At 50.8% G+C, this 24493-nt stretch carries 23 protein-coding genes; 19 read left to right on the top strand and 4 right to left on the bottom strand.

Translation table 11 applies throughout. The features are described from left to right. The first annotated feature begins 2 nt into the window (after window positions 1-2). The 11 genes from VLE72_01760 to dnaE all read left to right on the top strand — a co-directional run bounded on the left by VLE72_01760 (window position 3) and on the right by dnaE (window position 12514). Window positions 3-893, top strand: coding sequence for a M48 family metallopeptidase (locus VLE72_01760; GenBank protein ID HSX14620.1), 891 nt, complete (start codon window positions 3-5; stop codon window positions 891-893). After that, on the top strand, window positions 890-1633 hold the full coding sequence (locus VLE72_01755; protein HSX14619.1) for a hypothetical protein: 744 nt from the start codon (window positions 890-892) through the stop codon (window positions 1631-1633). Before VLE72_01760 ends, VLE72_01755 begins: the two co-directional genes overlap by 4 nt. After that, window positions 1630-3636: an NAD-dependent DNA ligase LigA gene (gene ligA / locus VLE72_01750; GenBank protein ID HSX14618.1), complete on the top strand. Its 2007-nt coding sequence runs from the start codon at window positions 1630-1632 to the stop codon at window positions 3634-3636. Before VLE72_01755 ends, ligA begins: the two co-directional genes overlap by 4 nt. Next, complete coding sequence (locus tag VLE72_01745) at window positions 3633-4400, top strand: hypothetical protein (GenBank protein ID HSX14617.1); 768 nt, start codon at window positions 3633-3635, stop codon at window positions 4398-4400. Before ligA ends, VLE72_01745 begins: the two co-directional genes overlap by 4 nt. A 29-nt stretch (window positions 4401-4429) precedes the next feature. Then, the gene (gatC, locus tag VLE72_01740; GenBank protein ID HSX14616.1) at window positions 4430-4720 is read left to right on the top strand and encodes an Asp-tRNA(Asn)/Glu-tRNA(Gln) amidotransferase subunit GatC; all 291 of its coding nucleotides are present in this window, start codon (window positions 4430-4432) and stop codon (window positions 4718-4720) included. Continuing rightward, entirely contained in the window at window positions 4717-6159 is a 1443-nt protein-coding gene (gene gatA, locus VLE72_01735; protein HSX14615.1) for an Asp-tRNA(Asn)/Glu-tRNA(Gln) amidotransferase subunit GatA, read from the top strand. The genes gatC and gatA overlap by 4 nt, the downstream gene beginning before the upstream one ends. Continuing rightward, on the top strand, window positions 6156-6584 hold the full coding sequence (locus VLE72_01730) for a hypothetical protein (protein ID HSX14614.1): 429 nt from the start codon (window positions 6156-6158) through the stop codon (window positions 6582-6584). Before gatA ends, VLE72_01730 begins: the two co-directional genes overlap by 4 nt. Beyond that, window positions 6581-7999: an Asp-tRNA(Asn)/Glu-tRNA(Gln) amidotransferase subunit GatB gene (gatB, locus tag VLE72_01725; protein ID HSX14613.1), complete on the top strand. Its 1419-nt coding sequence runs from the start codon at window positions 6581-6583 to the stop codon at window positions 7997-7999. The genes VLE72_01730 and gatB overlap by 4 nt, the downstream gene beginning before the upstream one ends. A 65-nt stretch (window positions 8000-8064) precedes the next feature. Beyond that, window positions 8065-8331, top strand: coding sequence for a hypothetical protein (locus VLE72_01720; GenBank protein HSX14612.1), 267 nt, complete (start codon window positions 8065-8067; stop codon window positions 8329-8331). Further along, window positions 8324-8839: a YtxH domain-containing protein gene (locus tag VLE72_01715; GenBank protein ID HSX14611.1), complete on the top strand. Its 516-nt coding sequence runs from the start codon at window positions 8324-8326 to the stop codon at window positions 8837-8839. Before VLE72_01720 ends, VLE72_01715 begins: the two co-directional genes overlap by 8 nt. Before the next feature lie 57 nt (window positions 8840-8896). Further along, complete coding sequence (gene dnaE / locus VLE72_01710) at window positions 8897-12514, top strand: DNA polymerase III subunit alpha (protein HSX14610.1); 3618 nt, start codon at window positions 8897-8899, stop codon at window positions 12512-12514. Between the two features lie 428 nt (window positions 12515-12942). Here the strand turns inward: dnaE and VLE72_01705 are convergent, their stop codons facing one another. Next, on the bottom strand, window positions 12943-13335 hold the full coding sequence (locus tag VLE72_01705; GenBank protein ID HSX14609.1) for a hypothetical protein: 393 nt from the start codon (window positions 13333-13335) through the stop codon (window positions 12943-12945). A 133-nt stretch (window positions 13336-13468) separates the two neighbouring features. Between VLE72_01705 and rplS the strand changes: the two genes are divergently transcribed. The 3 genes from rplS to VLE72_01690 are packed head-to-tail and all read left to right on the top strand — an operon-like array spanning window position 13469 to window position 15038. Further along, window positions 13469-14053, top strand: a complete 585-nt coding sequence (gene rplS / locus VLE72_01700) for a 50S ribosomal protein L19 (GenBank protein ID HSX14608.1) — start codon at window positions 13469-13471, stop codon at window positions 14051-14053. Between the two features lie 21 nt (window positions 14054-14074). Further along, entirely contained in the window at window positions 14075-14701 is a 627-nt protein-coding gene (locus VLE72_01695) for a ribonuclease HII (protein ID HSX14607.1), read from the top strand. Beyond that, window positions 14691-15038: a YraN family protein gene (locus VLE72_01690; protein ID HSX14606.1), complete on the top strand. Its 348-nt coding sequence runs from the start codon at window positions 14691-14693 to the stop codon at window positions 15036-15038. The genes VLE72_01695 and VLE72_01690 overlap by 11 nt, the downstream gene beginning before the upstream one ends. Window positions 15039-15040: 2 nt before the next feature. Here the strand turns inward: VLE72_01690 and VLE72_01685 are convergent, their stop codons facing one another. Continuing rightward, a complete protein-coding gene (locus tag VLE72_01685) occupies window positions 15041-16972 on the bottom strand; it encodes a M13 family metallopeptidase (protein ID HSX14605.1) in 1932 nt (643 codons plus the stop codon). A gap of 132 nt (window positions 16973-17104) precedes the next feature. Here VLE72_01685 and VLE72_01680 point away from each other — a divergent pair, with 132 nt between their 5' ends. The 3 genes from VLE72_01680 to VLE72_01670 all read left to right on the top strand — a co-directional run bounded on the left by VLE72_01680 (window position 17105) and on the right by VLE72_01670 (window position 21516). Further along, the gene (locus VLE72_01680) at window positions 17105-17632 is read left to right on the top strand and encodes a hypothetical protein (protein HSX14604.1); all 528 of its coding nucleotides are present in this window, start codon (window positions 17105-17107) and stop codon (window positions 17630-17632) included. Between the two features lie 132 nt (window positions 17633-17764). Next, window positions 17765-18988: a transcription termination factor NusA gene (gene nusA / locus VLE72_01675; protein HSX14603.1), complete on the top strand. Its 1224-nt coding sequence runs from the start codon at window positions 17765-17767 to the stop codon at window positions 18986-18988. Between the two features lie 74 nt (window positions 18989-19062). After that, on the top strand, window positions 19063-21516 hold the full coding sequence (locus VLE72_01670; protein ID HSX14602.1) for an ATP-dependent Clp protease ATP-binding subunit: 2454 nt from the start codon (window positions 19063-19065) through the stop codon (window positions 21514-21516). Between the two features lie 145 nt (window positions 21517-21661). Here the strand turns inward: VLE72_01670 and VLE72_01665 are convergent, their stop codons facing one another. Together VLE72_01665 and VLE72_01660 are read right to left on the bottom strand one after the other, a co-directional pair. Continuing rightward, window positions 21662-21982, bottom strand: coding sequence for a hypothetical protein (locus VLE72_01665; GenBank protein HSX14601.1), 321 nt, complete (start codon window positions 21980-21982; stop codon window positions 21662-21664). A 132-nt stretch (window positions 21983-22114) separates the two neighbouring features. Next, window positions 22115-22522 carry a hypothetical protein gene (locus tag VLE72_01660; protein HSX14600.1) on the bottom strand — a complete coding sequence of 136 codons (408 nt, stop codon included), beginning with the start codon at window positions 22520-22522 and terminating at the stop codon, window positions 22115-22117. A gap of 134 nt (window positions 22523-22656) precedes the next feature. Between VLE72_01660 and radA the strand changes: the two genes are divergently transcribed. After that, on the top strand, window positions 22657-23991 hold the full coding sequence (radA, locus tag VLE72_01655; protein HSX14599.1) for a DNA repair protein RadA: 1335 nt from the start codon (window positions 22657-22659) through the stop codon (window positions 23989-23991). Window positions 23992-24005: 14 nt separating this feature from the next. Next, window positions 24006-24493 (top strand): hypothetical protein (locus tag VLE72_01650; GenBank protein ID HSX14598.1); only part of this gene is annotated, 488 nt, incomplete at its 3' end.

Genomic DNA, 24493 nt, shown 5'->3' with positions numbered 1-24493 from the left:
CCTTGTACACCGCTATCACCCAGAATAAAGTCAAAACCGTTGTTTTAATGATTGGCTTTGTGGTCTTCATTGTGGCCTTTGGCTGGATCTTGTCGCTAGCCTTCAACCGTCCCGGGCTGTTGGTGTTCCTAAGTGTTTTTGCAATTGTTTATGCCATCTTTAGTTACTATTCTGGAGCTCGCATGGCCTTGGCTCTCTCAGGGGCTCAACCGATCGTCAAGGCTGATGCCCCGGAGCTCTATCGAGTAGTTGAAAATTTGAGCATCACCGCCGGGCTGCCAACCCCGGATATCTACATCATCGACGATCCGGCGCCAAACGCTTTTGCAACTGGGCGGGATCCCAACCATGCCCATGTGGCGGTCACCAGGGGGCTGCTCGCCATGATGAACGAAACTGAACTCGAGGGTGTGATTGCTCACGAAATGAGTCATGTTGGAAATTACGACATTCGGCTGATGGCGGTGGTGTTGGCTCTAGTGACGGTTGTTAGTCTGATTAGTCATTGGTTTTTGCGGATGAGTTTTTTTGGCGATAGTGATAGTGGCGGCGATAATAACGGCGCCTTGATGATTGTCGGTTTGATTGCCGCCGTTGTAGCGCCCCTGGTGGCCATGATGTTGCAATTAGCTGTTTCGAGAAAGCGAGAGTTTCTGGCCGATGCCACCGGGGCACTCCTAACCAGATACCCAGAGGGCTTAGCCAGTGCTCTGGAAAAGATCGCAACTTATACCAAACCGATGGAACATGCCTCCACCGCCACCGCCCACCTCTTTATATCTAGCCCGCTGGGGAATCGGGGCATTGGCGGTGCCATCGCCTCGCTCTTTAGCACCCACCCACCGATCGATGAGCGAGTAGCCCGCCTGCACAAAATGGAGCAGGCTGTATGAGCCGGCTGCCGTCAGTTTGGCAACTGACCAAGCAGAGTTTATCGCTGGAGCGCTCCCATCTCAAAATATTCCTGGGCATTACTGCTCTGGTGGCCGTCCCGACCAATTTGATCAACTTAGCGGCCGGCACTAGCGATGCCAGCATTTCGACCTATCTTTCGCTAGCTTCACTCCTAATGAACATTGCTTTGATTTGGACTGTCATTCAGCTTGAAGCCGGTCGCCAAGTTACCCTGCGTCAGGCCTATTATGGCGGCACTGCCAATTTAGTTAAATTTTTATTGGTGTCGGTAGCTCTAATACTTGAGTTACTGCCTTTGGCGCTAGCTTTGGTGCTCTATAGTGTTGGCGTGATCGGTGCCAGCCCAGGCACCAGCCTGGCCGAGCGCATCATTATTTCGGCCTTAGCCATTACCTTAGCCATTCCAAGCATTTTTTGGCTTAACCGTGGCCTGTTTGCCCTCTACGAAGTTACCTCCGGTTCAACCCGGCCAATTCAAGCCCTTCGAACCGCCAGTCAGCGGGTCAGAGGCCATAGCTGGGCGGTACTATCCCGCCTACTTGGCCTGGTCATTGCAACCCTAATCCTCGCCTTGATCCCGGCTGCCCCATTAGTTTTAATCTATGCCCAAACCACCAACCACGCCGTCCTAGCTTTGCTCCAAGTTCTAATTAGTCTCCTGGTGCTGCCCTTTGCCGTCATCTATATCAATAAACTCTATCGGGCTCTAGCGTCATGACCGAGACCGAAGCTACCAAAAGAATTGCTAAACTAATGGCCGAGATCGAGGACCATCGTTATAAATATTATGTCTTGGACGAACCCACCATCAGCGATTCGGCCTATGACTCTCTAAACCAAGAGCTCGAAGATCTTGAGCAGAAATTTCCGACTCTAACTTCGCCCGATTCGCCGACTACTCGAGTGGGGGCCAAACCGCTCGCCAAATTCGAAACCATTGCACATGACACTCCAATGTTGAGTTTGCGCGATGTCTTTAGTCGAGATGAAGTGGCGGCTTGGGTCAAGCGCGTCAGTGACGCGGCCGGCCAAACCAAAATCGACTACTACGGCGAAATCAAAATGGATGGCCTAGCGGCTTCGATCGTTTACCAAGATGGCAAACTAGCTCAGGGCGTAACCCGTGGCGATGGCACCATCGGCGAAAACGTTACGGCCGGTATACGCACTATCAAAATGGTGCCGCTGGTGTTGCGTCCAGGTGGGCCGGCATCAGTTTATCGCGGTCGCTTTGAGGTTCGCGGTGAAGTGTTGTTATACAAAAAAGATTTTGAGGCTCTCAATCAAGCGCGCGAGCAGGCCGGGCTGCCATTGTTTGCCAACCCCCGCAATACGGCGGCTGGTAGCATCCGCCAACTTGATTCCAAACTAACTGCCGAACGCCGCCTGAGTTTCCACGTTTACGGCGTGGCCACCGTGGTTGATGGGATCACTACGCATAAGGCTGAACATGAATTAGCCCATCAGCTCGGCTTTAAGGTCGAACCACACAGTCGCTTGCTTGCAAGTGTTGATGAAGTCATGGCCTTTGCCGCTGAATGGGAAAATAAACGAAAAAGTTTGCCCTATGGCACCGATGGCTTGGTCATAACCGTTAATGACCGCGCTATATTTAATCGCTTGGGTGTAGTGGGAAAGGCCCCCCGAGGATCGGTGGCTTATAAATTCGCGGCCGAACAAGCCACGACCAAAGTTCGTGACATCCAAGTCAGCATTGGTCGGACTGGTGCGGCTACACCTTTTGCCGTCCTCGAACCCGTCTTGGTGGCCGGCAGCACCATCCAGATGGCAACCTTGCACAACGAAAGCGAGGTCCACCGTAAAGATATTCGCATTGGCGATACCGTCATCATCCAAAAGGCCGGCGATGTTATACCTGAAGTTGTTGAGTCACTGCCCAAACTGCGAACTGGTCGCGAAAAAGTTTTTCATATGCCGACCCGCTGTCCAATCTGTGGGACTAAGCTGGAAAAGGGTGATAAGGAAGCCGTTTGGCGTTGCCCCAACTTTAACTGCTACGCCCTGGAACGCGGCCGAATTATCCATTTTGCCAGCAAAGATGCCATCGATATTGAGGGTCTGGGCGAGCAAACGGTTGATGCCTTGCTTGATACCAAGTTAATCTCTGACGCTGCTGACCTGTATCACCTAAGTGTCGACGACGTCGCGGGCATGCCGCGGTTTGCGGCTAAATCGGCTTCAAATCTGGTCGAGGCCATTCAATCGCGCAAGCACCCGACGCTCGATCGCTTCATTTACGCACTGGGCATTCGCCATGTCGGTGCACAAACAGCCCGCGATGTGGCCGAGCATTTTGGTAATTTGGCTGGTTTTCGGGCCGCCAAACCTGAGGAGATGCAGCAAGTGCCCGGTATTGGCCAAGTGGTGGCCAGAAGCATTGCTGACTGGCTAGCCGACCAACATCAACATCTGGTGCTAGAAAAGTTGCTCCGCGAAGGCGTTAAACCTACAGCCTTTCATAAGGTTCGGGGCAAATTAAGTGGCCAAAACTTCGTTATTACCGGCACTTTGGAGGCTTTTAGCCGCGATGAAGCCGCCGCCAAGATCGAAGCTCTAGGAGGAACCTTCCAAACCAGCGTGACCAAAGAGACTGATTATTTAGTGCTGGGCGCCGATGCCGGTGAGGCCAAATCGACCAAAGCCAAAAAGCTGGGTACGAAGGTTATTGATGAAGCTGAATTGTTAAAGCTGCTAAAGTGAAAAGTTTTACGTCTTTCGAGCAATTTCGGGTCATCAACGGCCAAGCTCCTAAGGTGTTTCACCTGGGCCAAGCACCCAAACAGCTAGTCTTCGTTGCATCTTGGCATAAAAATGATCCGGATGACCCAATGTTTTCACTAATCAAAAACGAGTTTGAGCAGTTTAAGCCAGACTTGGTTCTGCATGAAAGCTACAATTGGCCAGTTGATGGAGATATTAAGCTACTAATCCAGGGCTACGGTGAGTTGGCATATGTTTCGAGGCTGGCTCATGATGCCGACATACCGTACCGATCGGCTGAATCAGGGATGAAGGAGGACCACCAGGCTTACGTTGAACGTTATGGTGAACCGCTAGTACTAGCACTGTATGTTTTTAGGCAAGTTTGGCAATATCATCGCCAGCAAAGTAAAGCAGATACGTTTGCCAAAGAGTATAAGCAGGTATTTGAAGCGCGTTTCAAAAACCTTGGCGCAAATAATTTCAACTGGTCAGAAATTGATCAAATAAGCCGACGAGAACTGGGTATTCCGTTTGAGCCGGACGATGAGAGCATAATGCGCAAATTCAGAGCCGCGGTCGACCCAGCCCAAGAGGGGACAATCTTTAATGAAATTTCTCGTTATGTTAATTACATTCGAGATCAAGGGGTACTAAGAAAATTAGCCGAGGCCAAAAAGGATTACGATAGGATTTTCGTAGTAATGGGTGCATCGCATTACTACACAATCGAACAGTATTTGAAAGAAATGTTTCCTTCATAAAAACAGGATAGGATTGTACAATTACACCAATGTCTAAGATTGACGAAAATGAAGTTAGGCGACTGGCTGAGCTGGCTAAAATTGGCCTGTCTCCCGAGGAGGTTAAAAACTTAACCCACGACTTGGATGCCATAGTTGGCATGGTCGATAAATTACAATCAGTTGATACCACTGGGGTAATCGAGACTAGCCAAGTCACAGGATTAAGAGACGTTTGGCGACCCGATAAAGTAGTACCGAGTCAGCTGACTCAAGCTGAACTGTTAAAAAACGCTCCAGCGACTCAGGATGGCTACATTAAAGTCCGGCGGGTGCTGTGACCAATTTAGACCGTCCAATCGAGGAACTGGCAGCCGCAGTCAAAAGTGGCCAAATCAGCGCCGTCAGTTTGACCCAAGAATCACTGGCCGCGATTAAGTCGGCTGATAATTACCATGCGGTTTTGGCTCTTAACTCGCAAGCTCTTGAGCGGGCTCAGGCGATTGATGCGGCCATCAAATTGGGCAAACCGGTAGGGCGTTTGGCCGGCATCCCTTATATTGCCAAAGATAATTTCCTGACGCTTGGTATCCACACCACGGCCGCTAGTAACATCCTGAAAAATTTTGAGGCGCCATATCAAGCGACTGTTATTAATAAACTTGAGGCCGAAGGTGCGATTCTGGTGGCTAAATCCAATCTGGACGCCTTTGGTCATGGAGCTTCAACCGAAAACAGCGACTTTGGTCCAACCAAAAACCCTTGGGATGAGCACCTCGCACCAGGCGGCTCATCCGGTGGTTCAGCGGCCGCCATAGCACTGGGGTTGGCCAGCTTTACTCTTGGCACCGATACTGGTGGGTCGATCCGCCAGCCAGCCAGCTTCTGTGGTGTGGTCGGTTTGAAACCGACCTACGGGCTGGTTTCCAGGAATGGCGTCATTGCTATGGGCAGTTCCTTCGATTGCATTGGTCCGATTACCCGAAATGTCGGCGATGCCGCCTTTGTTCTAGATGTGATTTCCGGCCTAGATCCCCAGGACTCTACAACGATTGAAAAAGACTCGGCTGGCTATACTGATACCCAGTCGCCAGGCAAAGGCAAACTAGCCCTAGTCAAGGAACTCTACGATCAAGCTGATCCGGATATTCAAGCTGTAATTACCGAAACTATCACCAAACTCAAATCCAGTGGATATAGCGTTGATGAAGTTAGTCTGCCATCGGTTGATCTAGCCCTGGCTTGCTATTACATCTTGGTGCCCGCCGAAATCAGCTCGAATCTGGAGCGCTACGATGGAGTTAAATTTGGCTTTAGTGATGCTAGTGCCAAGACTTTGGACGAGACCTATCGCCTGAGCCGCGACCAAGGCTTTGGGGCCGAAGCCAAGCGGCGAATCTTAATTGGCACTTACGTTCTCTCCAGCGGTTACTATGAAGCTTATTATCGCCAGGCTCAAAAGGTCCGGACTTTAATTATTCAAGAATTTGATCAGTTGTTTCAGAAATTTGACGCTCTGATCGGATTAACCGCCCCATCGGCTGCCTTTGCGCTGGGTAGCCACAAAAACCCGTTAGCGATGTACCTCGAGGATGCGATGACGGTGCCGGCTAGTTTGGCGGGACTACCGGCCATTAGCTTGCCGGCCGGTTTAGATCAGAATCTGCCGATTGGCTTGCAACTAATTGGTCCCCAAAAAGGTGAGCGACAACTTCTGGATTTAGCTATGGAGGTTGAGGGACTGATTGATTTCAAGGCTAAACCTGGGGTTCGAGTATGATCTGGGGATTGTTATTAGTTTTGCTGGCTGGATTTGCCCTACTGGCAGTAGTAACTAGGGGTCGATCCAAGCCGCGGTCTGGCGGGGTCAGTCGAGGCACTATTGATTATGATTTAGTTCGGGCCCGTTGGCAGACGATCGAACAGATGGCAACTGAGAGTGGTTCGGGTTTGCGCAATGCCGTCTCAGAAGCTGATAAATTGCTTGATTACGCTCTAAAGCAGCTGGGCACACCAGGCGAGACTATGGCCGAGCGACTCAAACGAGTCGAGGGTCGCTTGAGTCATAAAGAAGACGTCTGGCAGGCTCACAAGCTGCGCAACCATCTGGCTCACGAGGTTAGCTTTGACCTAGTTGCATCGCATGCCAAAGGGGCATTGGCGGCCTTCGGCCAGGCTCTTCGGGATCTGGGGGCACTGAGATGAATTATCAGCCCAGCATTGGTATTGAAACTCACGTCCAACTGGCCACTAAATCAAAGCTGTTTTGCCCCTGTGATAATAACGCTCGGGAGGCCAAGCCCAATACCTTGGTCTGTCCGGTTTGCATGGGACTGCCCGGCACCTTACCGGTCTTGAATCACCAAGCGATTCAATTGGCCCTAAGGGTCGGGATGGCGCTGAATGGCCAGATTGCGGCTACCACCAAGTTTGACCGCAAAAATTACTTTTACCCCGATTTGCCCAAGGGTTATCAAATCTCTCAATTTGATCAGCCGATTGTTGGCCAAGGCTCAGTTGAATTTGAACTGGCAGGCCAAAGAGTTAAGGTCGGTATCACCAGAGCCCATCTAGAGGAGGACGCCGGCAAATTGACCCACCCAGAGGGGGCCGATTATTCATTGGTTGATCTCAACCGTGCCGGTACGCCATTGATGGAGATCGTGTCCGAGCCAGACCTGCATTCAGCCGCCGAAGCCAAGGCCTATGCTCAAGAAATTTACAACATTGTCCGATACGCCAAAGTTTCAGATGCTGATCTCTATCACGGTAATATGCGTTTTGATGTTAACGTCAGTTTGGCAGCGGAGGGTAGCCAGCAACTTGGGACTCGGACGGAAACTAAGAACTTAAATAGTTTTCGGGCGGTCGAGCGTGCAGTGGCTTATGAAATTAAGCGTCAAACCGAACTGCTTGAAAAAGGCCAAAAAATCATCCAAGAAACCAGAGGTTGGGACGAGGCCAAAGGCCAAACCATATCTCAACGGAGCAAAGAAGAAGCTCATGACTATCGTTATTTTCCAGAACCAGATCTGCCGCCGATTGTAGTGACCAAAGAGATGCTAGCTGAAGCTAAACAAGACTTAATGACACCAAATAATGCTCGCCAGGAGCTATCTAAACTGGGTCTGGCTGATACCCGCCGCGAGGTACTCGTCAATAGCCCAGAGGCAGTTCTCGGCTATTTAAATGATGTAAGTAATCAGCTTTTCAAGAGCACAGAGGACCAAGCCCTGGTCGCACTAACACTGGAGCAAGATCAAAAGTTGCGGGAAGCTTATGGTTCTCTAAATCATAACCAAAAACAGCATCTGGCAAAGCTGGCCGAGGCCGTTTCCAAGAAAACCATTTCTGCGACCATGTTTAAACAAGCCATTAATCCAGTCGTCTTGGGCGGCGAAGATGTCGGTCTGTACCTCAAACCTCAAGTCTCAGACCAAACTCAGCTCGAAGTCATCGCGGATCAAGTTATTAAGGCGAATCCCCAGGCGGTAGCTGATTATCATGCGGGCCAAGAGCGGGCTCACAAATTTCTAGTCGGGCAAGTTATGAAGGCCAGTGCCGGGCAAGCCAACCCGACCATGGTTAACGAGATCTTAGCAACAAAGCTCAAAGCCTAAATCGGTTTGCAATCATATCCAACTTACGCTTGCAGCCTCGAGCTCTAAAGGTATAGGGTAGATATATGAACGCCTACGAGATTTTGGTTATAATTTTGAGCGTCACGCTGTTTGTTTTGTTAGTTTGCTCGATTGTAATGGTAAGCTTGCTAATTAAGCTTTTGCAAAGCCTTTCGCGCGTTAGTAATAAAATAGAAGAAACCACAAACAATATTAGTGAAACCGCCAAAACTATGAGTAAGCGACTCATTCCAGCTATAATTTCTTCGGTTGTAGCCGTTTTTGTTAAACAAAGTCGCAATAAGACTAAAAAGGGAGGGTCAAATGAGTGAGCGCGATCATTTAGTTAGGGGTTCGATTTTTGGTTTCCTAATTGGTTTAATCGCTGGCATCCTGCTAGCACCCAAGAGCGGCAAAGAAACCCGGGACGACATTAGGCGTAAAACCCAAGACTTTACCGGGGATGTGGCCAAAAACGCCAGTAAAATGCAGCATCAAATTGGCGATAAGGTTGAGGTCCTACGTGAGGTAGCTAAAGATTTGGGGGTTGAGGCGCGCCAACAAAGTCAGGGGTTGATCGCCCGCGCTGAGGTTATGAAACAGGATTTGCGAGCTTCCACTAAGACTCTAGCCCAATCTGGCAAGCAAACCAAAGACACCACCCTTGCAAGCATTAGACTAATGATGGACGAAGGCGCAGCTCTGATGAATGAACTTGAGCAGGTGACTAAGGAGCTGATGCGGGCGGCTAAATCCAAGTTGCGTCGCAATCCCGAGCCCGCTGGAGAAGCCATTCAACGATTAGAAGAACTCGAGAAAAACGGTTCCAGCGAAGACTAAAAACCAACTCTTCTAACAATTCGCTTATGCTATTATTAGTAGCGAAAGGGGACCAACATGTCTGAGCCACCGGCTGGCGGCCAACTGGCCAGCCACTTTGTGCACTTGCATAACCATAGCCACTACTCTTTACTCGATGGTTTGCAAAAAATTCCGGAAATGCTCGATCAAGTTAAAGTTCTAGGCATGTCCGCTGTGGCTCTGACCGATCATGGCACACTGTCTGGGGCCATTGAATTTTACAATGGCGCCCACGAGCGCGGTCTCAAACCGATTATTGGCATGGAAGCCTACGTTGCCCCGAGAGGGTTGGAAAGTCGATCGGGTAAACTTGATGCCAACCCCTACCACCTGATATTGCTAGCCACCAGCACTGAGGGCTATTTGAACTTAATGCGCCTGTCTTCAATGGCTCACCTGGAGGGTTTTTATTACAAACCGAGGTTGGATCGGGCCCTAATTAGTAAGTATAGTAGCGGCCTAATCGCTCTATCGGGTTGCGCCAGCGGAGAAGTGGCTCAGCATATTACTGATGGTGATATGGCGGCCGCTAGAACTACTGCCGAATGGTATCGGGATACTTTTGGTGCGGACAATTATTTCCTCGAACTCCAAGATCATGAGCATCAATGGCCCCTCCAAAAGCGCATTAACCAGGGCCTGAGAAAACTAGCGGCCGAAACCAGCATCCCGATGGTGGTAACGGCTGATAGTCATTACTGCAAACCAGAGGATCGAGAGGCGCACGAAATATTGTTATGCGTCCAAACCGGTAAAACCGTCGATGATGCCGATCGCATGACAATGGCCATGCAACTTTATTTAACCGACCCTAAGGACATCACCAAACGGTTTGCTGGGGATCCAGAGGCTATTCTAAATACCGGTCGAATTGCTGAGCGCTGCCAAGTAGAAATCAATTTGGGCGGCATCCACATTCCGAAATTCCCAGTACCAACCGAGCAAACCGAGCGCGAGTACCTCCATCAACTCAGCTACCAAGGGCTAGCCTGGCGCTACGGCGGCATTCCCAAAGAGGACATTGGGCGCTATACCAAGGCTAAAACCTTGGATGTAGTACCCAAGGCAATGGCGGATCGGCTGGACTTTGAGTTGGGCGTGATTGCCAAGATGAACTATGACGGTTACTTCCTGATCGTGGCCGATTTTATTAACTGGGGTAAAAACCAAGGTATAATTTTTGGCCCCGGACGCGGTTCCGCCGCTGGCTCGATAGTCTCTTACGCCCTAAATATCACCGATATTGATCCGATGCGTTACGATTTACTGTTTGAAAGATTCTTAAACCCTGAACGCATCAGCATGCCGGATATTGATGTCGACATGCAAGACACCAGACGCCAGGAAGTCATCGACTATGTGGTCGAAAAATACGGTGAAGATCGGGTGGCTCAAATTGTGACCTTTGGGACCATGGCCGCCCGCAACGCCGTTCGTGATACTGGTCGAGCTCTTGGCATGCCCTATGGCGAAGTTGATATCGTGGCTAAATTAATCCCCCAACCAGTCCAAGGGCGCCATATTCCGTTGGCGGTTTCAGTTGGACTAACTCCAGCCAAGGGCGACCTCAAGGCTGATCCAGATCTGAGAAAAGAATATAAAAGTAACCAATCGACTAAGCGCCTGATTGATGCAGCCATCAAGCTGGAAGGCACCATTCGCTCTAATGGGGTTCATGCCGCTGGTGTCGTTATTGCTCCCGATGAAATCGTTAAATTCGTACCGCTGCAGCGGGCCCAAAAGGGCGGCATTGTGACCCAGTACGAAATGCATACAATCGAAGATTTGGGCCTACTTAAAATGGATTTCTTGGGCCTATCTAACCTAACTATTATCAATAACACCCTTAGAATCGTCCGCAAAGTTTACGGCAAATCAATCTCCACGGCCGAAATCCCGCTCGACGACAAACCAACCTATGCTCTGCTCAGTCGTGGTGATACGACGGGTGTCTTTCAGTTGGAGTCAGCCGGCATGAAGCGCTATTTGCGGGATCTTAAACCCAATGGCTTTGACGATATCATTGCCATGGGCGCCCTATACCGACCTGGGCCACTCAGCGCTGGGCTAACCGACGATTACGTCGCTCGCAAAAACGGCCGCAGCCAAGTCAGCTATGATCACCCCTCGATGGAGCGGGCCCTCAAGGGCACTTATGGCGTCTTAGTTTACCAAGAACAAGTCATGCAGATTGCCCAGGACTTCTGCGGTTTTAGTGGTGGGCAGGCCGACACCCTTAGAAAGGCCATCGGCAAAAAGCAGCGCGATACCATGGCCAAGATGGAGCATGACTTCGTCTCCGGTGCCGTTAAAACCTCAGGAGTGACTAAAGACTTTGCCCAGGCCTTTTGGAAGAAGCTTGAGGGCTTTGCTGATTACTGCTTTAACAAATCGCACTCGGCTTGTTATGCCCTGATCTCCTATCAAACCGCCTATTTGAAAGCCCATTACCCAGAGGCCTTTATGGCGGCTCTGATGACCAGCGATTACGGCAACATCGATCGCATTGCCATCGAAGTTAATGAATGTAAACGCATGGGTCTGAACGTTCTAGCGCCCGATATTAATGAGAGTTTCTTGGAATTTGGGATTACCCCCAATTCGAATCAGATCCGCTTTGGCCTGAGTGCCGTTAAAAATGTCGGCATGGGGGCTATCGAAGCCATCCTAGCTGCCCGCGAACAGGGCCCCTTTAGCGGCATTGAAGATTTTGCCCAGCGAGTTAGTGCCAGCGAAGTTAACCGTAAAGTCTGGGAGAGCTTGATTAAAAGCGGCGCCATGGACGGCTTTGGCGAACGCACCAATCTGCTCCACAACCTCGATGCCATCACTAGCTATGCCACTAAGGCTCAAAAGAATGCTTTGAGTGGCCAAATCGATATCTTTGGCTCCATGGGCGCCGATGAGGCCATGCCCGGCATTCACATGCTTGAACCCGAAGAAGCCATCAATTTGAGCGAACAATTGGGCTGGGAGCGCGAATTATTGGGACTTTACTTGTCCCGCCATCCACTGGATGGATACGAAGGCTTCTTGGCTGGCCAAACTACCGCCATTGCCGATCTCAAGCCGGACATGGAAGGTCAGAGCGTGACCGTTGGCGGTATTATCACGACAGTTCGCAAAATTACCACCAAAAACGGCGATACTATGGCTTTTGTTGGTCTGGCAGATAAATCTGGCGATAGCGAACTGATCGTATTCCCGAAGGCCTATGAAGCAAATGCCGTCCTTTGGCAAACCGATCAATTAGTTAAAGTCGCTGGTAAAATCAGTACCAAAGATCGCGCTGGCCAGGCCACTAGCGAAATCAAAGTCATGGTTGATAAAGCTCGCGCTTTAAATGACAAGGACGCCGCCACAAAACCGCCGGTTGACCCAACAACTGATGAGGCGCCGATGCCGCAATCGCAACCGGCTGCCGCCGAGGTCGCCAACCAGCTCACCATCAACCTTAGTTCTCTAACCGATCCAGCGCTCCTCAACCAGATTAAAGAAACTTTGAGCGCCAACGCCGGCGATTGCCAAGCTTATATTATGGTGGCGGGCGACACTGCCAAAAAAATCCGCCTGCCCTTTCGCGTTACTATAAGCGATCAGCTGCTTGATAAACTCAAAGCCCTCCTGGGCCAAGACGCCATAGCCGTAGCTTAAAAAGTAAAACAGGCGTTCTCGCATGAGCGAGAACGCCTGCATGTCACGCAGCGGCCATGCGTTTGAGGTAACCCCCAACTACGTTTTGCAAAACGCGAGGAGCCTCCAAGTAGAGAAGAATCCGAGGTACTAGCTCCGTGACTTCACCTACCAGTTCTAGCCGAAAGACCTCTACGGGCTCGTGGTTACGCACAACGATTTTGGCTACATATGGCTTTCGGGTTTTGGTATACGTTTGAGGACGAAAGAGCCAAAAAGTGTCTTGGGTAATCCAGCCTGCGACGCTACCGTGTCTCACTCTTCGGCCGCTTGAGGTATACATGCGATCGGACACGTAGTGAGGACGAAATCTGATATCGAATCCCTTTGCCATGTCTTGTCCACCCATAGCGATCATCTCGATATCCCTTCAGTAGCAGAAACCTTGTTTATGCCGGCAGTTCAGCCGCTGCAGGCGTGTCGCGAAATTCTACCTGCCAGGGTTCATCGGAGTTGAACGCGAGGCTCAACGATATATTCATCAATGCTTGCCTATAGGCCGAACGAACAACCTCAGAATCTATTGCGTCGTCGACCTCGAAAGCCAACCGGGACGGTTTGTCGACATCGAAGCAGATGGTGACCTGCTCCCAAAGTCCCATCTCGGCACCGAAAACGAGTTTGTCGCCTTCCGAGGAAAGAGCCTCTGATCGAACCAAAACTCTTAGATCGTCTTCGCCGCTGATGCGTGTTTTCGGCAGGCGACTGGGATCAAATAGCTCTTTTGTGGAGTCCACGATCCACAAATTGCCTTTGTTGGTGAGAACGAGCGAATCAGTCAAAATTCATCCAATCTGCTTTTACAGGTACATCTTGTTGAATGGCTCAGATTTAAACAGAAGTTATAGTGATTGTCAATCATATGCCATGTAACTTCTTGCCTAGTCGGAGGGATTATGCTAGAGTGTTCAGGTTATGAACGCAGTTGAAACCATCAATCAACAATCAAAAAAGAAGGCTATCGCTCCAGTGCGCAGTGGTGATACCGTGCGCGTACATCAACTGATTCGCGAAGGCAGCAAGCAGCGCGTCCAGGTTTTTGAAGGCGTCGTGATTCGCACCGACCGCTTGGGCGAAGTCATGGCTTCAGTGACCGTGCGTCGGATTGCCAGCGGCGTGGGGGTCGAAAAGTCTTTTCTGTTGCATTCACCCAACATCAGCAAAATCGATATTACTAGAAGGGCCAAAGTTCGCCGAAATTACCTAAGCTACCTGCGAGAACGTCGAGGTAAGTCGGCCAGGTTAGTCGAGCAGGGCTTTGATAAGCTGGCCGTCAACGCCGTAGCCGATAACGGCAGTGACAAGACTGAGTTAGACGTTGATCAGGTTGGAGACGCTGAAACTCAAGTCGAAGAATCGACCGAAGAGTTAGCTAAAGCTGAGCGCCATGAAGCGGCCGAGGCCGATCCTGAGCATGACGCCGATTCAAAAGACAATGAAGCTAATTTAGCAGCCGAGGAAACCGAAGCCGGCGTTGATCGAGCTGGCGATTCGGCCTAACGTTAACCTGCGAGGTTAAATATGGTCAAACTAATAATTAAACCCAGCCGCAATCATGAGGCTGAGCTTTGGGGCCAAGGGGCCAGTTTAGTGGCTGGAGTTGATGAGGTTGGGCGCGGCTCTTGGGCCGGACCAGTCACGGCGGCGGCGGTGATATTACCCAGGAATCTTGATCTCGCTGGCGTTCGGGATTCAAAGCTGCTGAGCCCTAGGCAGCGCCATCAAGCCGCTCGTCTAATCAAATCTAGAGCCGTGGCCATTGGCGTCGGTTGGGCCTCACCAGCCGAAATTGATTCTAAAGGTTTAAACATGGCCTTACGGCTGTGCGGACTGCGGGCTCTAGCCAGGCTACATTTTGATGCCATAATCTTGGATGGCCGTGACGATTATTTGGAGGTCGGGCTACCAACCTTAACTGTCATCAAGGGCGATCAAGCTTGTTTGAATGTGGCGGCGGCTTCGATTATTGCCAAAGTCGCCCGCGATAACTACATGGCTCGGATGCACGAGCTCTACCCAGATTACGGCTTTATGACTAATGTTGGTTATGGGACAGCCCAGCACACAGCAGCTCTAGTCAGTGGCTTAACCCCGATTCATCGCCGCAGTTACAAACCAGTCCGATTGGCCGAGAGTTATGGCTACTAAAACCGGACGAGTGGCCGAAGATTTAGCGGCTAATTTTTTAAGAAATCAGGGTTTGCGTATAATCGCCCAGAATTGGCGGACGCGTTGGTGCGAAATCGATTTGATTGCCGAAAAGGGCGGTGTAACCCATATAATTGAAGTCAAGTATCGAGCTAATTTGAGCCATGGCAGTGGGCTTGAATATATTACTCGATCAAAACTCGAACAAATGGTTAAAGCCAGCCGGTTCTACCAATCGGAAAATACCAATGACGGTCCGATTCAAATAGACGCCATAGCCGTTACAGGTTCGATTGAGCAACCAAAGATTGATTGGCTAGAAAACCTGACTCTCTAGTTTCACCAAATCCGAACTCTCTTGGCGGGGTCGAGGTAAAGTTTATCCTTAGACCCAACGTCAAAAGCTTCATAAAAAGCATCAACATTAACTAGTGTCCCGTTGACTCGATAAACTTCCGGCGAGTGAGGGTCTGAGACTAAACGTTTTAGCATCAGTTCGGGTCGGTAATTATAGCGCCAGGTACAAGCAAAACTGATAAAGAAGCGTTGTTCAGGAGTGAAGCCATCAACTCTATTACTGTTACCCAGTTCGGTTAGTTTGGCCTGCATGGCTTCAAAGGCAATTATTAGCCCGCCCAAATCAGCAATATTTTCACCTAGAGTTAATTGGCCGTCTACGGCTCGGCCGTTAATTTTATAAGCGCTGTAGCTCTTGACCAAAGATTTAGCTCGTTTTTCAAAATTAGCTTGATCACTAGTCTGCCACCAGCCTTTCATATTGCCATGGGCATCAAATTGGCTGCCTTGGTCATCAAAGCCATGGGTTATTTCATGGCCGATGACCGCACCAATACCACCATAATTGGCTGCAAAATCGCCGCTGGCATAAAAGAATGGTGGCTGCAAGATGCCAGCTGGGAAGGTTATGCCATTGGTGTTAGCCCAGTAGTAAGCATTAACTAAGGCCGGCGACATATGCCACTCTTTGCGATCAACCGGTTTATTTATGCGACTAACCTGAAACTGCCAGTCAAACTGGGCGATGGCCAAAAAATTGGCCGCAAAATCTGAGCCCAGTTTCAACCCGCTATATGATCGCCATTTGTCAGGATATCCGAGTAGAGGCAGAAAAGTTGATAGCTTTTTGTGAGCCTGGCGTTTGGTAGCCGGGCTCATCCATTCCAGGCGATCGATTCTGGCGGCAAAGGCCTTTAACAAATGGTCAACCAAATCGCCAACCGCCTGCTTGGCGGCTTTATTAAAGTAATGTTCCACAAAGAGCCGGCCGATCGGTTCTGGCAAAACATTCATGGTGTGTCTGGTCATGCGGACCGCTCGCGGCTCAATTTTTTGTTGCCCAGTTAAGATTTTGTCATGGAAATTAAAAACCAAATCCTCGTAGGGTTTGGATAGTTTGGTAGCGAACGCTTCGATGGTGTGGATGATGAAATAATCTCGCCAGTGATCGATCGGGGTCTGTTTGAGTAAGCGGTTGACCTCGGTTAGGAACTTGGGCTGACTAACGTTGAGCACCTGGACCGATTTTAGGCCCACAGCGGGCAGGTATTCGTGCCAGTCTAGATTGGGATAGCGGCTGGTCAGCTGTTTGATGGTGTGTGGATGGTAGACTAATTTGGGATTTCGGCAGTCAGCCCGACTAAGCGAGGCAGCTGCAAGTGCTTTTTCGATTTTGTAGATATGTTCGGCCCGTTTACTCGCTTGGTCTAAACCAACTAACTCAAAAAACTTAGCCAAATAATCCATGTATTGCTGACGAATAGTTTCGAAGTCTTTAGATTTTTCCAGATAATAAGTCCGATCCGGTAAACCCAAACCGCCCTGCCAGAACCGAGTTAAGTAGCGGCGGCTGTTTTTATCATCCGGTTCAATTATGACCCCCCAAATCATTTCCATGTTCTGGGCATGTGACTGAGCGATGTAGGTTTTGACGTCACCAGTATCATTAATTGCTGCGATTTGGTCTAGGATGTTTTGAACAAATTTCGGAGTAGCTTTGGCAATTCCAGTCTCGTCCATAGCGCTTTGGTAGTACTGTTTAACCACTTTGATGGAAATCGAATCGCTTGGGCGAATCTTTTGAGTCAGTAATTTTTGTAACTTAGCCAAATTTTCATCGGTCAAAATTCGTAAGGCACCGAAGCTGGCTTTATCAGCCGGCATCGGATGAGCATCGATCCAGCGTTTGTTAACGTAGTTATAAAAATCATCCCCGGGTCTTATCTTGGGACTAATCTCACTTTTTAGCGACACGGTGGCTCCTTTTGGTATCAAACTTTAAAACCATAGCAGTTTCGGCAGATCAGCGCGAGCATAACCGCACTCGAGTTGAATTTAGCCTAATTTTAGCGCAGAATCGGGCGGTAGGCTTCCGAAGGGATTGCTATGGACTTTGTAACTCCAGACGAGAGAGAACTGAGAAGAGTGGTCGAATCGCTCTGGAATTGTGGTCCTGGTCGAGCTAACTTGATTGTGGCGCTTTACCGGGACTCAGGAAGGTTGGTGGATGACTTCTGCACCGACTTGGCGGGGATCGTAGCCGAGCTGAGCTACTCCCGGCAACAGATCCAGCCAGCCGTAGAGGGGGAAGAGTTGGCTAAATTCCGCCCCGGCATCTACCGCCACTACAAGGGGCGCCTCTACGAAGCCACCCACTTGACCCACAACGCTTCGAGTGGGGGGCGGGTTGAGATCTATTATGTGGCGCTGGAGATTGATCCCAGCCACGAGGGGCCTCGGCATGCCACCCGCGAATTCCGGGAGTTCTTGATCGATCGGGTTCACGAGGACGGTTCGAAGTGTGAATGCAAAAGGGTTGATTACCCAACTCACTCCGAAGTCTGCTCGGCTAAGCCTCGTTTCGAATTCATGGGACAGGTTTTCCAGCGCTGGATGATCGAACCGAAGGGATAGGCTTGGTCCCAGCCCAACAATGAGCACCCCAGGGTGCTCATTTACATTTTGGCCAAAGTGTGCTAGGATTAGCCCATACAGCAAGTCGGTTCGCCGGCTTTTTTGACTAATTAGGGATATTTTTCGAACAGTATGCAACCAAATTTCATTCAAGCTATCAACATCATCGCTGAGGAGAAGAACTTGCCGCACGAGATCGTTTTGGAAACGGTCGAGGCGGCGCTGGCGGCTGCTTATAAAAAGGACTATGGCGATAAAGACCAAGAAGTTCGCGTAGCGCTGGATGAAAAATCTGGTGCCACCCACGTTTTTGTAACCAAAGAAGTCGCCAAAACCCCCGAAAACGACTTTTTACAAATGACCCTGGAAGATGCCAAAAAGATCAAGCCCAAGGCCAAAGTTGGCGATATGGTTGAATACGAAGATCACCCGGAGGACTTTGGTCGGGTCGCGGCTCAAACTGCTAAGCAAGTTATTATTCAGCGCTTGCGCGAGGCCGAACGCGAAATCGTCTTTGCCGAATATAAAGATAAAGAAGACACGATTTTGAACGGCACCGTCCAACGCATCGAAGGCAACACCACTTTCGTGGATTTGGGTAAGGCCACCGGGGTACTGTTCCCGTCCGAGCAAATTCCCGGTGAGCGCTATTATCCTGGCCATCGCATCAAAGTTTACGTGGTGCGGGTGGAGCAAACCAATCGCGGACCGCAAATTGTACTCTCCAGAGCCCACGCTAATATGGTGAAACTACTCTTTGAGCTAGAAGTGCCCGAAATTGAAACCGGTGCCGTCGAAATCAAAGCCCTGGCTAGAGAAGCCGGCGTCCGGACCAAAGTGGCCGTTATCTCCAATGCCGAAGGCGTAGATCCAGTCGGGACCTTCGTCGGTGGTCGCGGTTCGAGGGTGCAGACTGTCATGGGTGAATTAGGCGAGGAAAAGATTGACATCATCCCCTATAGCGAAGACCCGGCAACTTTCATTGCTAGTGCGCTTTCGCCAACCAAAGTCATTAGTGTCGACTTGGACGAGGCCGAAAAGAAGGCTATTGTCCGGGTACCGGAAGATCAGCTATCGCTGGCCATTGGTAAGCAAGGCCAAAATGTTCGCTTGGCGGCTAAACTAAGCGGCTGGAACATCGATATTGTCAGTGCCGATGAGAGCCGAATTGAAGCCACGGCCGATGCTGCGGCTGCCGATGCCACCAAAGCCAGCCCTAAGGATCTCGAAGGCGCCCTGATTGAAGCCGTTAACCAAACGGGTGAGCCCGAGCCAGCTGACGAGGCTCCAGTCGAAGCCGCGGCAGAACCCGAGACCGAAACTGACGAACCGACCCCGGAATCAGCTACGGACTAGTACTTGTGCTTGCGCGGGAATGGTACAATAAAAGTAGGCAGACATGGATTGGGTAACCAATTTGGAGGCTGACAATGCACGATGCATTTGAAAGATTAACCGAGAACGCCAAAAAAAGCCTGGAGAATGCCGATTCGATCGCTAGAACCATGGGTTCGGGCTACATTGGCACCGAACATATCCTGCTGGGCGTGTTGCGCCAAGAGGGCTCGATCGGGGCTAAGATTCTGATTGAAGCTGGTGTGACCTGGGAAAAGGCTGAATTATGGTTGTCTGGTAGTTCTAGTGCTGCTCTGGCCCGGGCCAATCGCAAGGGACTCAGTGAGACGGCCCGCGATACGCTGACCATTTCGCTGCGAATTGCCCAAGAATTTGGCCAACCCTATTCTGGCACCGAGCATATTCTTTACGCCATCCTGAGCCAAAAGAGTGCTCGAGCTAATTCCTTATTAAAAGAAATCCAAGTTGATCCGGCCACTGTTCGGGCCGAACTAGAAAATTATTTAAGCAATCAGCAGTACTATTACTCCGATGAATCGGCCAAAACGACCAGCCCTAAGCGCACTAAGTCGAAGACTCCGGCCCTGGATCATTTTGGGATTGATCTAACGGCTAAGGCTAGTGAGGGCAAGCTTGATCCCGTAGTTGGTCGCAGTAATGAAATTGGCCGAGTGGTCTCAATCTTGAACCGCCGGACCAAAAATAACCCGGTTTTAATTGGCGAACCAGGCGTTGGCAAAACCGCCATTGTCGAGGGTTTGGCTCAGCGCATTATTTCCGACGAAGTGCCCGAGATGCTGCTAAACAAACGCATCGTCATGCTCGATCTAGCCAGCGTCATTGCCGGTACCAAATACCGCGGCGAGTTCGAAGAGCGATTGAAGAAGATTTTAGACGAGGCCAAGGCCACACCTGAAGTGATATTGTTCATCGATGAGCTCCACACCGTGGTCGGCGCCGGCGCCGCTGAAGGTGCTATTGACGCCGCCAACATCTTAAAGCCCTCATTATCTCGCGGCGAAATCCAAACCATCGGTGCCACCACTCTGGATGAATATCGCAAACACATTGAAAAAGACGCGGCTTTGGAGCGGCGCTTCCAACCCGTCATTGTGCCCGAAACGACAGTTGAAGAAACCATTGCCGTCTTGCACGGCTTGCGCCAGCGTTACGAAGAGCATCACCGAGTTGAGATCACCGATGAGGCCATTGAGCAAGCCGCTAAATTAGCCAAGCGCTATGTGGCTGATCGCTTCTTGCCGGATAAGGCCATTGATCTGGTCGATGAGGCTGCAAGTCTGGCTCGCATTAAGCGCGGCAGTACCAATAAAAACACCCGGGGTTTACAAAAGCAATTGGTCGAAGCCAAGGCCGATATGGATGAAGCGGTTGACGGCCAAGATTTTGAACTGGCCGCTCGGCTCAAAACCAAGGTCAGCATCATCGAGCAAAAGCTCTCCAGCCAAAAAAACGAAGACACCATTCAGATTACCGCCGAGGACATCGCTCAAGTTATTAGCCTGATCACCGGCGTACCCGTGACTCGTCTAGTTAAAACTGATACCGAAAACTTAGTTAAACTCGAAGATACCCTACGCAAGCGCGTCATTGGTCAAGACGAAGCCGTAAAAGAAGTGGCCAAATCAATCCGCCGCAGCCGTACCGGTATAAGTGATGCTAAACGCCCGATCGGCTCATTTATGTTCCTTGGGCCCACTGGCGTGGGTAAAACCGAACTGGCGCGGGTGCTAGCAAGCGAAATGTTCCAAAGCGACGATGCCATCGTCAAAATCGACATGAGCGAATTCATGGAACGCCACAACACCTCCCGCTTGGTCGGAGCTCCGGCTGGTTATGTTGGCTACGACGAAGGTGGCCAGCTTACCGAAACCGTTCGCCGGAAGCCCTACAGTCTGGTGCTGCTCGATGAAATCGAAAAGGCCCACCCCGATGTCTTCAATATGCTGTTGCAGGTTCTTGAAGACGGTCAATTAACCGACGCCAAAGGCCGGCGGGTGGACTTCCGCAACACCATTATTATTATGACCAGTAACGTCGGCGCCGAGAGCCTCTACCGCGAGGCGGTGCTGGGCTTTAAGGCCCAAACCGTTGGTGAGCAAAAAGAGCTGGAGGAAGCTCACAACCAAGTGACCGAAAAGGTCATGGGCGATCTCAAAAAGACTTTCCGGCCAGAATTCTTAAATCGGCTGGATAAAGTCATCGTTTTCAAGAGCCTGAGCCGGCCGGATGTGCGCAAAATCCTAGCGGTCCAATTAGCCGATTTATACGAACGTGTTAGCGAACAGGGCATTAGCCTCAAAGTTACGCCCCAAGCCAAAGATTACTTAATCGAAAAGGGCTACGACGTTGATCAGGGTGCTCGGCCGATGCGACGAGCTATCCAAGACTACATCGAAGACCCGCTGGCGAATGGCATCCTGGCAGGCCAATTCAAACCCGGCGATACCGTGACCGTGCTGCGCCGCGGCGATGGCCTGACCCTCGGCCAACCAACCCTGAAGAAATAAGCTGTTCTGTGATTTCGAGCCTGTCGAGAAATCTATTTAAGAATTCACAAATAGATCCCTCCACGCCGGTCGGGATGACAAAGTAAGTAAGAATGAAAAGAGGCCCACGACCAGGGTCGTGAACCTCTAGTCGCGGGCCTTGGGCTCAGCCCCTGACATGGCCGAAGTAACGCCCCACCTTCACGGTATCGGTCCCATCAGGGCCGGTAATGGTGAGCTCGCGGAGACGTGGGTGGTTACCAAAGTCACTTTCTTCGATGAAAGCGTCCATAGCTTCGCGCGACTTGGCAATAACCGCCACCTCTTCGCTGCCCCCGTACAGCAACACGAACGTGAATTGCATGAATTCAGGCGGGGTGAAGCTGGCAGTTAGCTTGAAGGGGTAGTCAGGATCGTCCGGCTCATCGATCTGACTGGCGTTGTGGCGGATCAGTCTAACGCCAGGAATCGTTGTCGACTCGGGCATTTTTAGCTCCCTTGTTGTGAATATACGAACTGGGTCTTTGCGACCCCACAGTCGGCTTCGACAGAATTGTCGTAGTAAACTCTGGGGTCGGCCCCGGTCCGAAGACCGGGGCGTTCGCCATTGCTACTGGTGTTACTCGCCGTGATCGACAGCAATCGTTCCATCGGCGAAACTGTGGCTCTGATCATCCGGGACCTTGTCTGGGTGGGTGTTGCTGTTGTCAGACACCGGTGCGATTTCGGGAATCGCCTCCCCATCCAAGCTCTCGAGAGGGCGCAGCGGGATGAGCTTGAGTGTGGGGCCTCCCTCGTGAAGGACGGCCTGTGCCAGCCAAGGAATCTCGGGATGCGCTTCCAGCTCGACGAGCAATATCTCGCCCTTCCTGAGGGTCATTGCATTGGGGCCCTTGCCGTGATGGCGGACAAAGAAGAGCGGCCCACCTCCTTCGGATGTAGCCAAGAAGCGGCGACCGAAGTACTTGTCGGGTTCGCCGTAGAGGCGCCCGTCGATGTCGGGGGTGTAGAAGGTGCGGTAGTCCACAATCTCTCCTCTTGGGGATATCAAAGTAGAATTGGACTTGCGAACCGCTCGATATTACAATAATTTTTGATATAAGTCAATGTAAGATATGAAAAAGTGTTTGGTTTATGTTCGGTTTATGATAATATTAAGTTATGCCAAAAACTCTGACTCAGTTTGTTTGCCAAAGCTGTGGGGCGGCCAGTATGAAGTGGGCCGGCCGCTGTACCGCCTGTGGATCCTGGAATAGTTTAGTGGAAGTAGCGGCTACTAGTTCGCGCTCTAAATCGACCCGGCCGATTGAGGCCGAACAATTATCATCGGTGTCATCTGATCACGTCAAACGCTTTAGCAGTGGTATTGCCGAGCTTGATCAAGTCCTGGGCGGCGGGGTAGTGCCGGGTGCCATTATGTTGCTCTCGGGCGATCCTGGGGTAGGCAAATCGACGCTGGTTTTGCAACTAGCCAGCCATATTGGCGCTCAGGGTTCAGTGCTATACGTTAGCGGCGAGGAATCAGTCCAGCAGCTTAAACTACGGGCTGATCGTTTGGGTATAAGTCAAGCAAACATTGTAGCGGCCAGCCAAACCGATGCCGATAGTGTGGCGGCCACCATTCGCGAGGGCGGTTATAAGTTAGCTATTATTGATTCAATTCAGACCATGTCGACCGGTGAATTAACCGGCAGCCCTGGTACGGTTGGGCAGATCACAGCCAGTTCCCAGATCATTGGTAATGCCGCTAAATCCAGCCACACCGCTGTCGTCATTATCGGGCACGTGACCAAAGAGGGAAACATCGCCGGGCCCAAGATTTTGGAGCACCTAGTTGATGTGGTGCTGTATTTGGAAGGGGAGCGCTACGGCATCTTCAAGGCCCTGCGGGGAGTCAAAAATCGTTTTGGTTCGACCAACGAGGTCGGTATTTTCGAAATGCAGCCCAAGGGTTTGATTGCTGTTAAAAATCCCTCCCAGGCGTTGCTGGCTGAGCGGCGAATGGGACCCGGCTCGGTGGTGCTACCGACGATGGAAGGCAGCCGGCCATTGCTGGTTGAAGTCCAGGCCTTGGTGGCACCAACCGTCTTTGGTTACCCCAAACGCACGGCCGTTGGCTTTGATTTGAACCGCCTTAATTTATTACTAGCCGTTATGAACAAACGAGCTGGGCTCAATTTGAACAGCCAGGACGTCTATGTTAACGTGGTAGGTGGACTTAAAGCCTCTGAACCGGCTGCAGACCTTGCAATTATTCTATCGATCGCATCCGCGTATAAAAACCAAGCCCTACCCGACGACGTCGTGGTTTTTGGTGAGGTTGGTTTGAGCGGTGAGGTGAGAAGTGTAGGTAGCGTTGATCGGCGTTTGCAAGAAGCCAAATCGATTGGTTTCAAACGCGCGCTCGGACCAGCTGCCCACCCGAAAACCACAATTGATCTAGCTGCTTCGGACATTGCCGAAGCCCTGCGCCTGGCTTTTAAGCCCACCAAGTAAACCTAGGTGGTGGAATGAATCCCGCAATTATCTTTGCAATTTTAATTACCATTGGCGTCATAATAGTCGTCATTATGCGCCTGGTGCGGCTGCCAATTTATCGCTTGGTGCTGGTCGGCATTGGTGCCATCGTCGGCTTGCTGCTAGGTGCCTTAATTAGCATCCCGGTGGCTAATTTGCCTTCGCCTTTTGGCAACATTATGCCTGCAGTAATTTCGCTAGTGCTCACGGTTGGGGTAATAATGGCGCTGCTGAGGCAGGGCGACTACATTGCCGAACACATTCCGCTGCTGCAAAAGTTAGCGGAGCCTCCAGCCAAACCCGCATCTAAACCCTCAGTTCAAACAGGCCCCAAAGCTCTAGTCGATACCTCCGTTATTATTGATGGTCGCATTGCCGATATTGCGGCTGCCGGCTTCATCCAAGCTCAGCTGGTTGTGCCCCGCTTCGTCCTAGCCGAACTCCAAAACATTGCTGATAGCGAAGACGCTATGCGCCGCAG

The sequence above is a fragment of the Candidatus Saccharimonadales bacterium genome (assembly GCA_035480635.1).
Classification (GTDB): Bacteria; Patescibacteriota; Saccharimonadia; order UBA4664; family DATIHN01; genus DATIHN01.
Note: the sequence above shows the minus strand (reverse complement) of the source record. Positions and strands in the feature narration are given on the sequence as shown.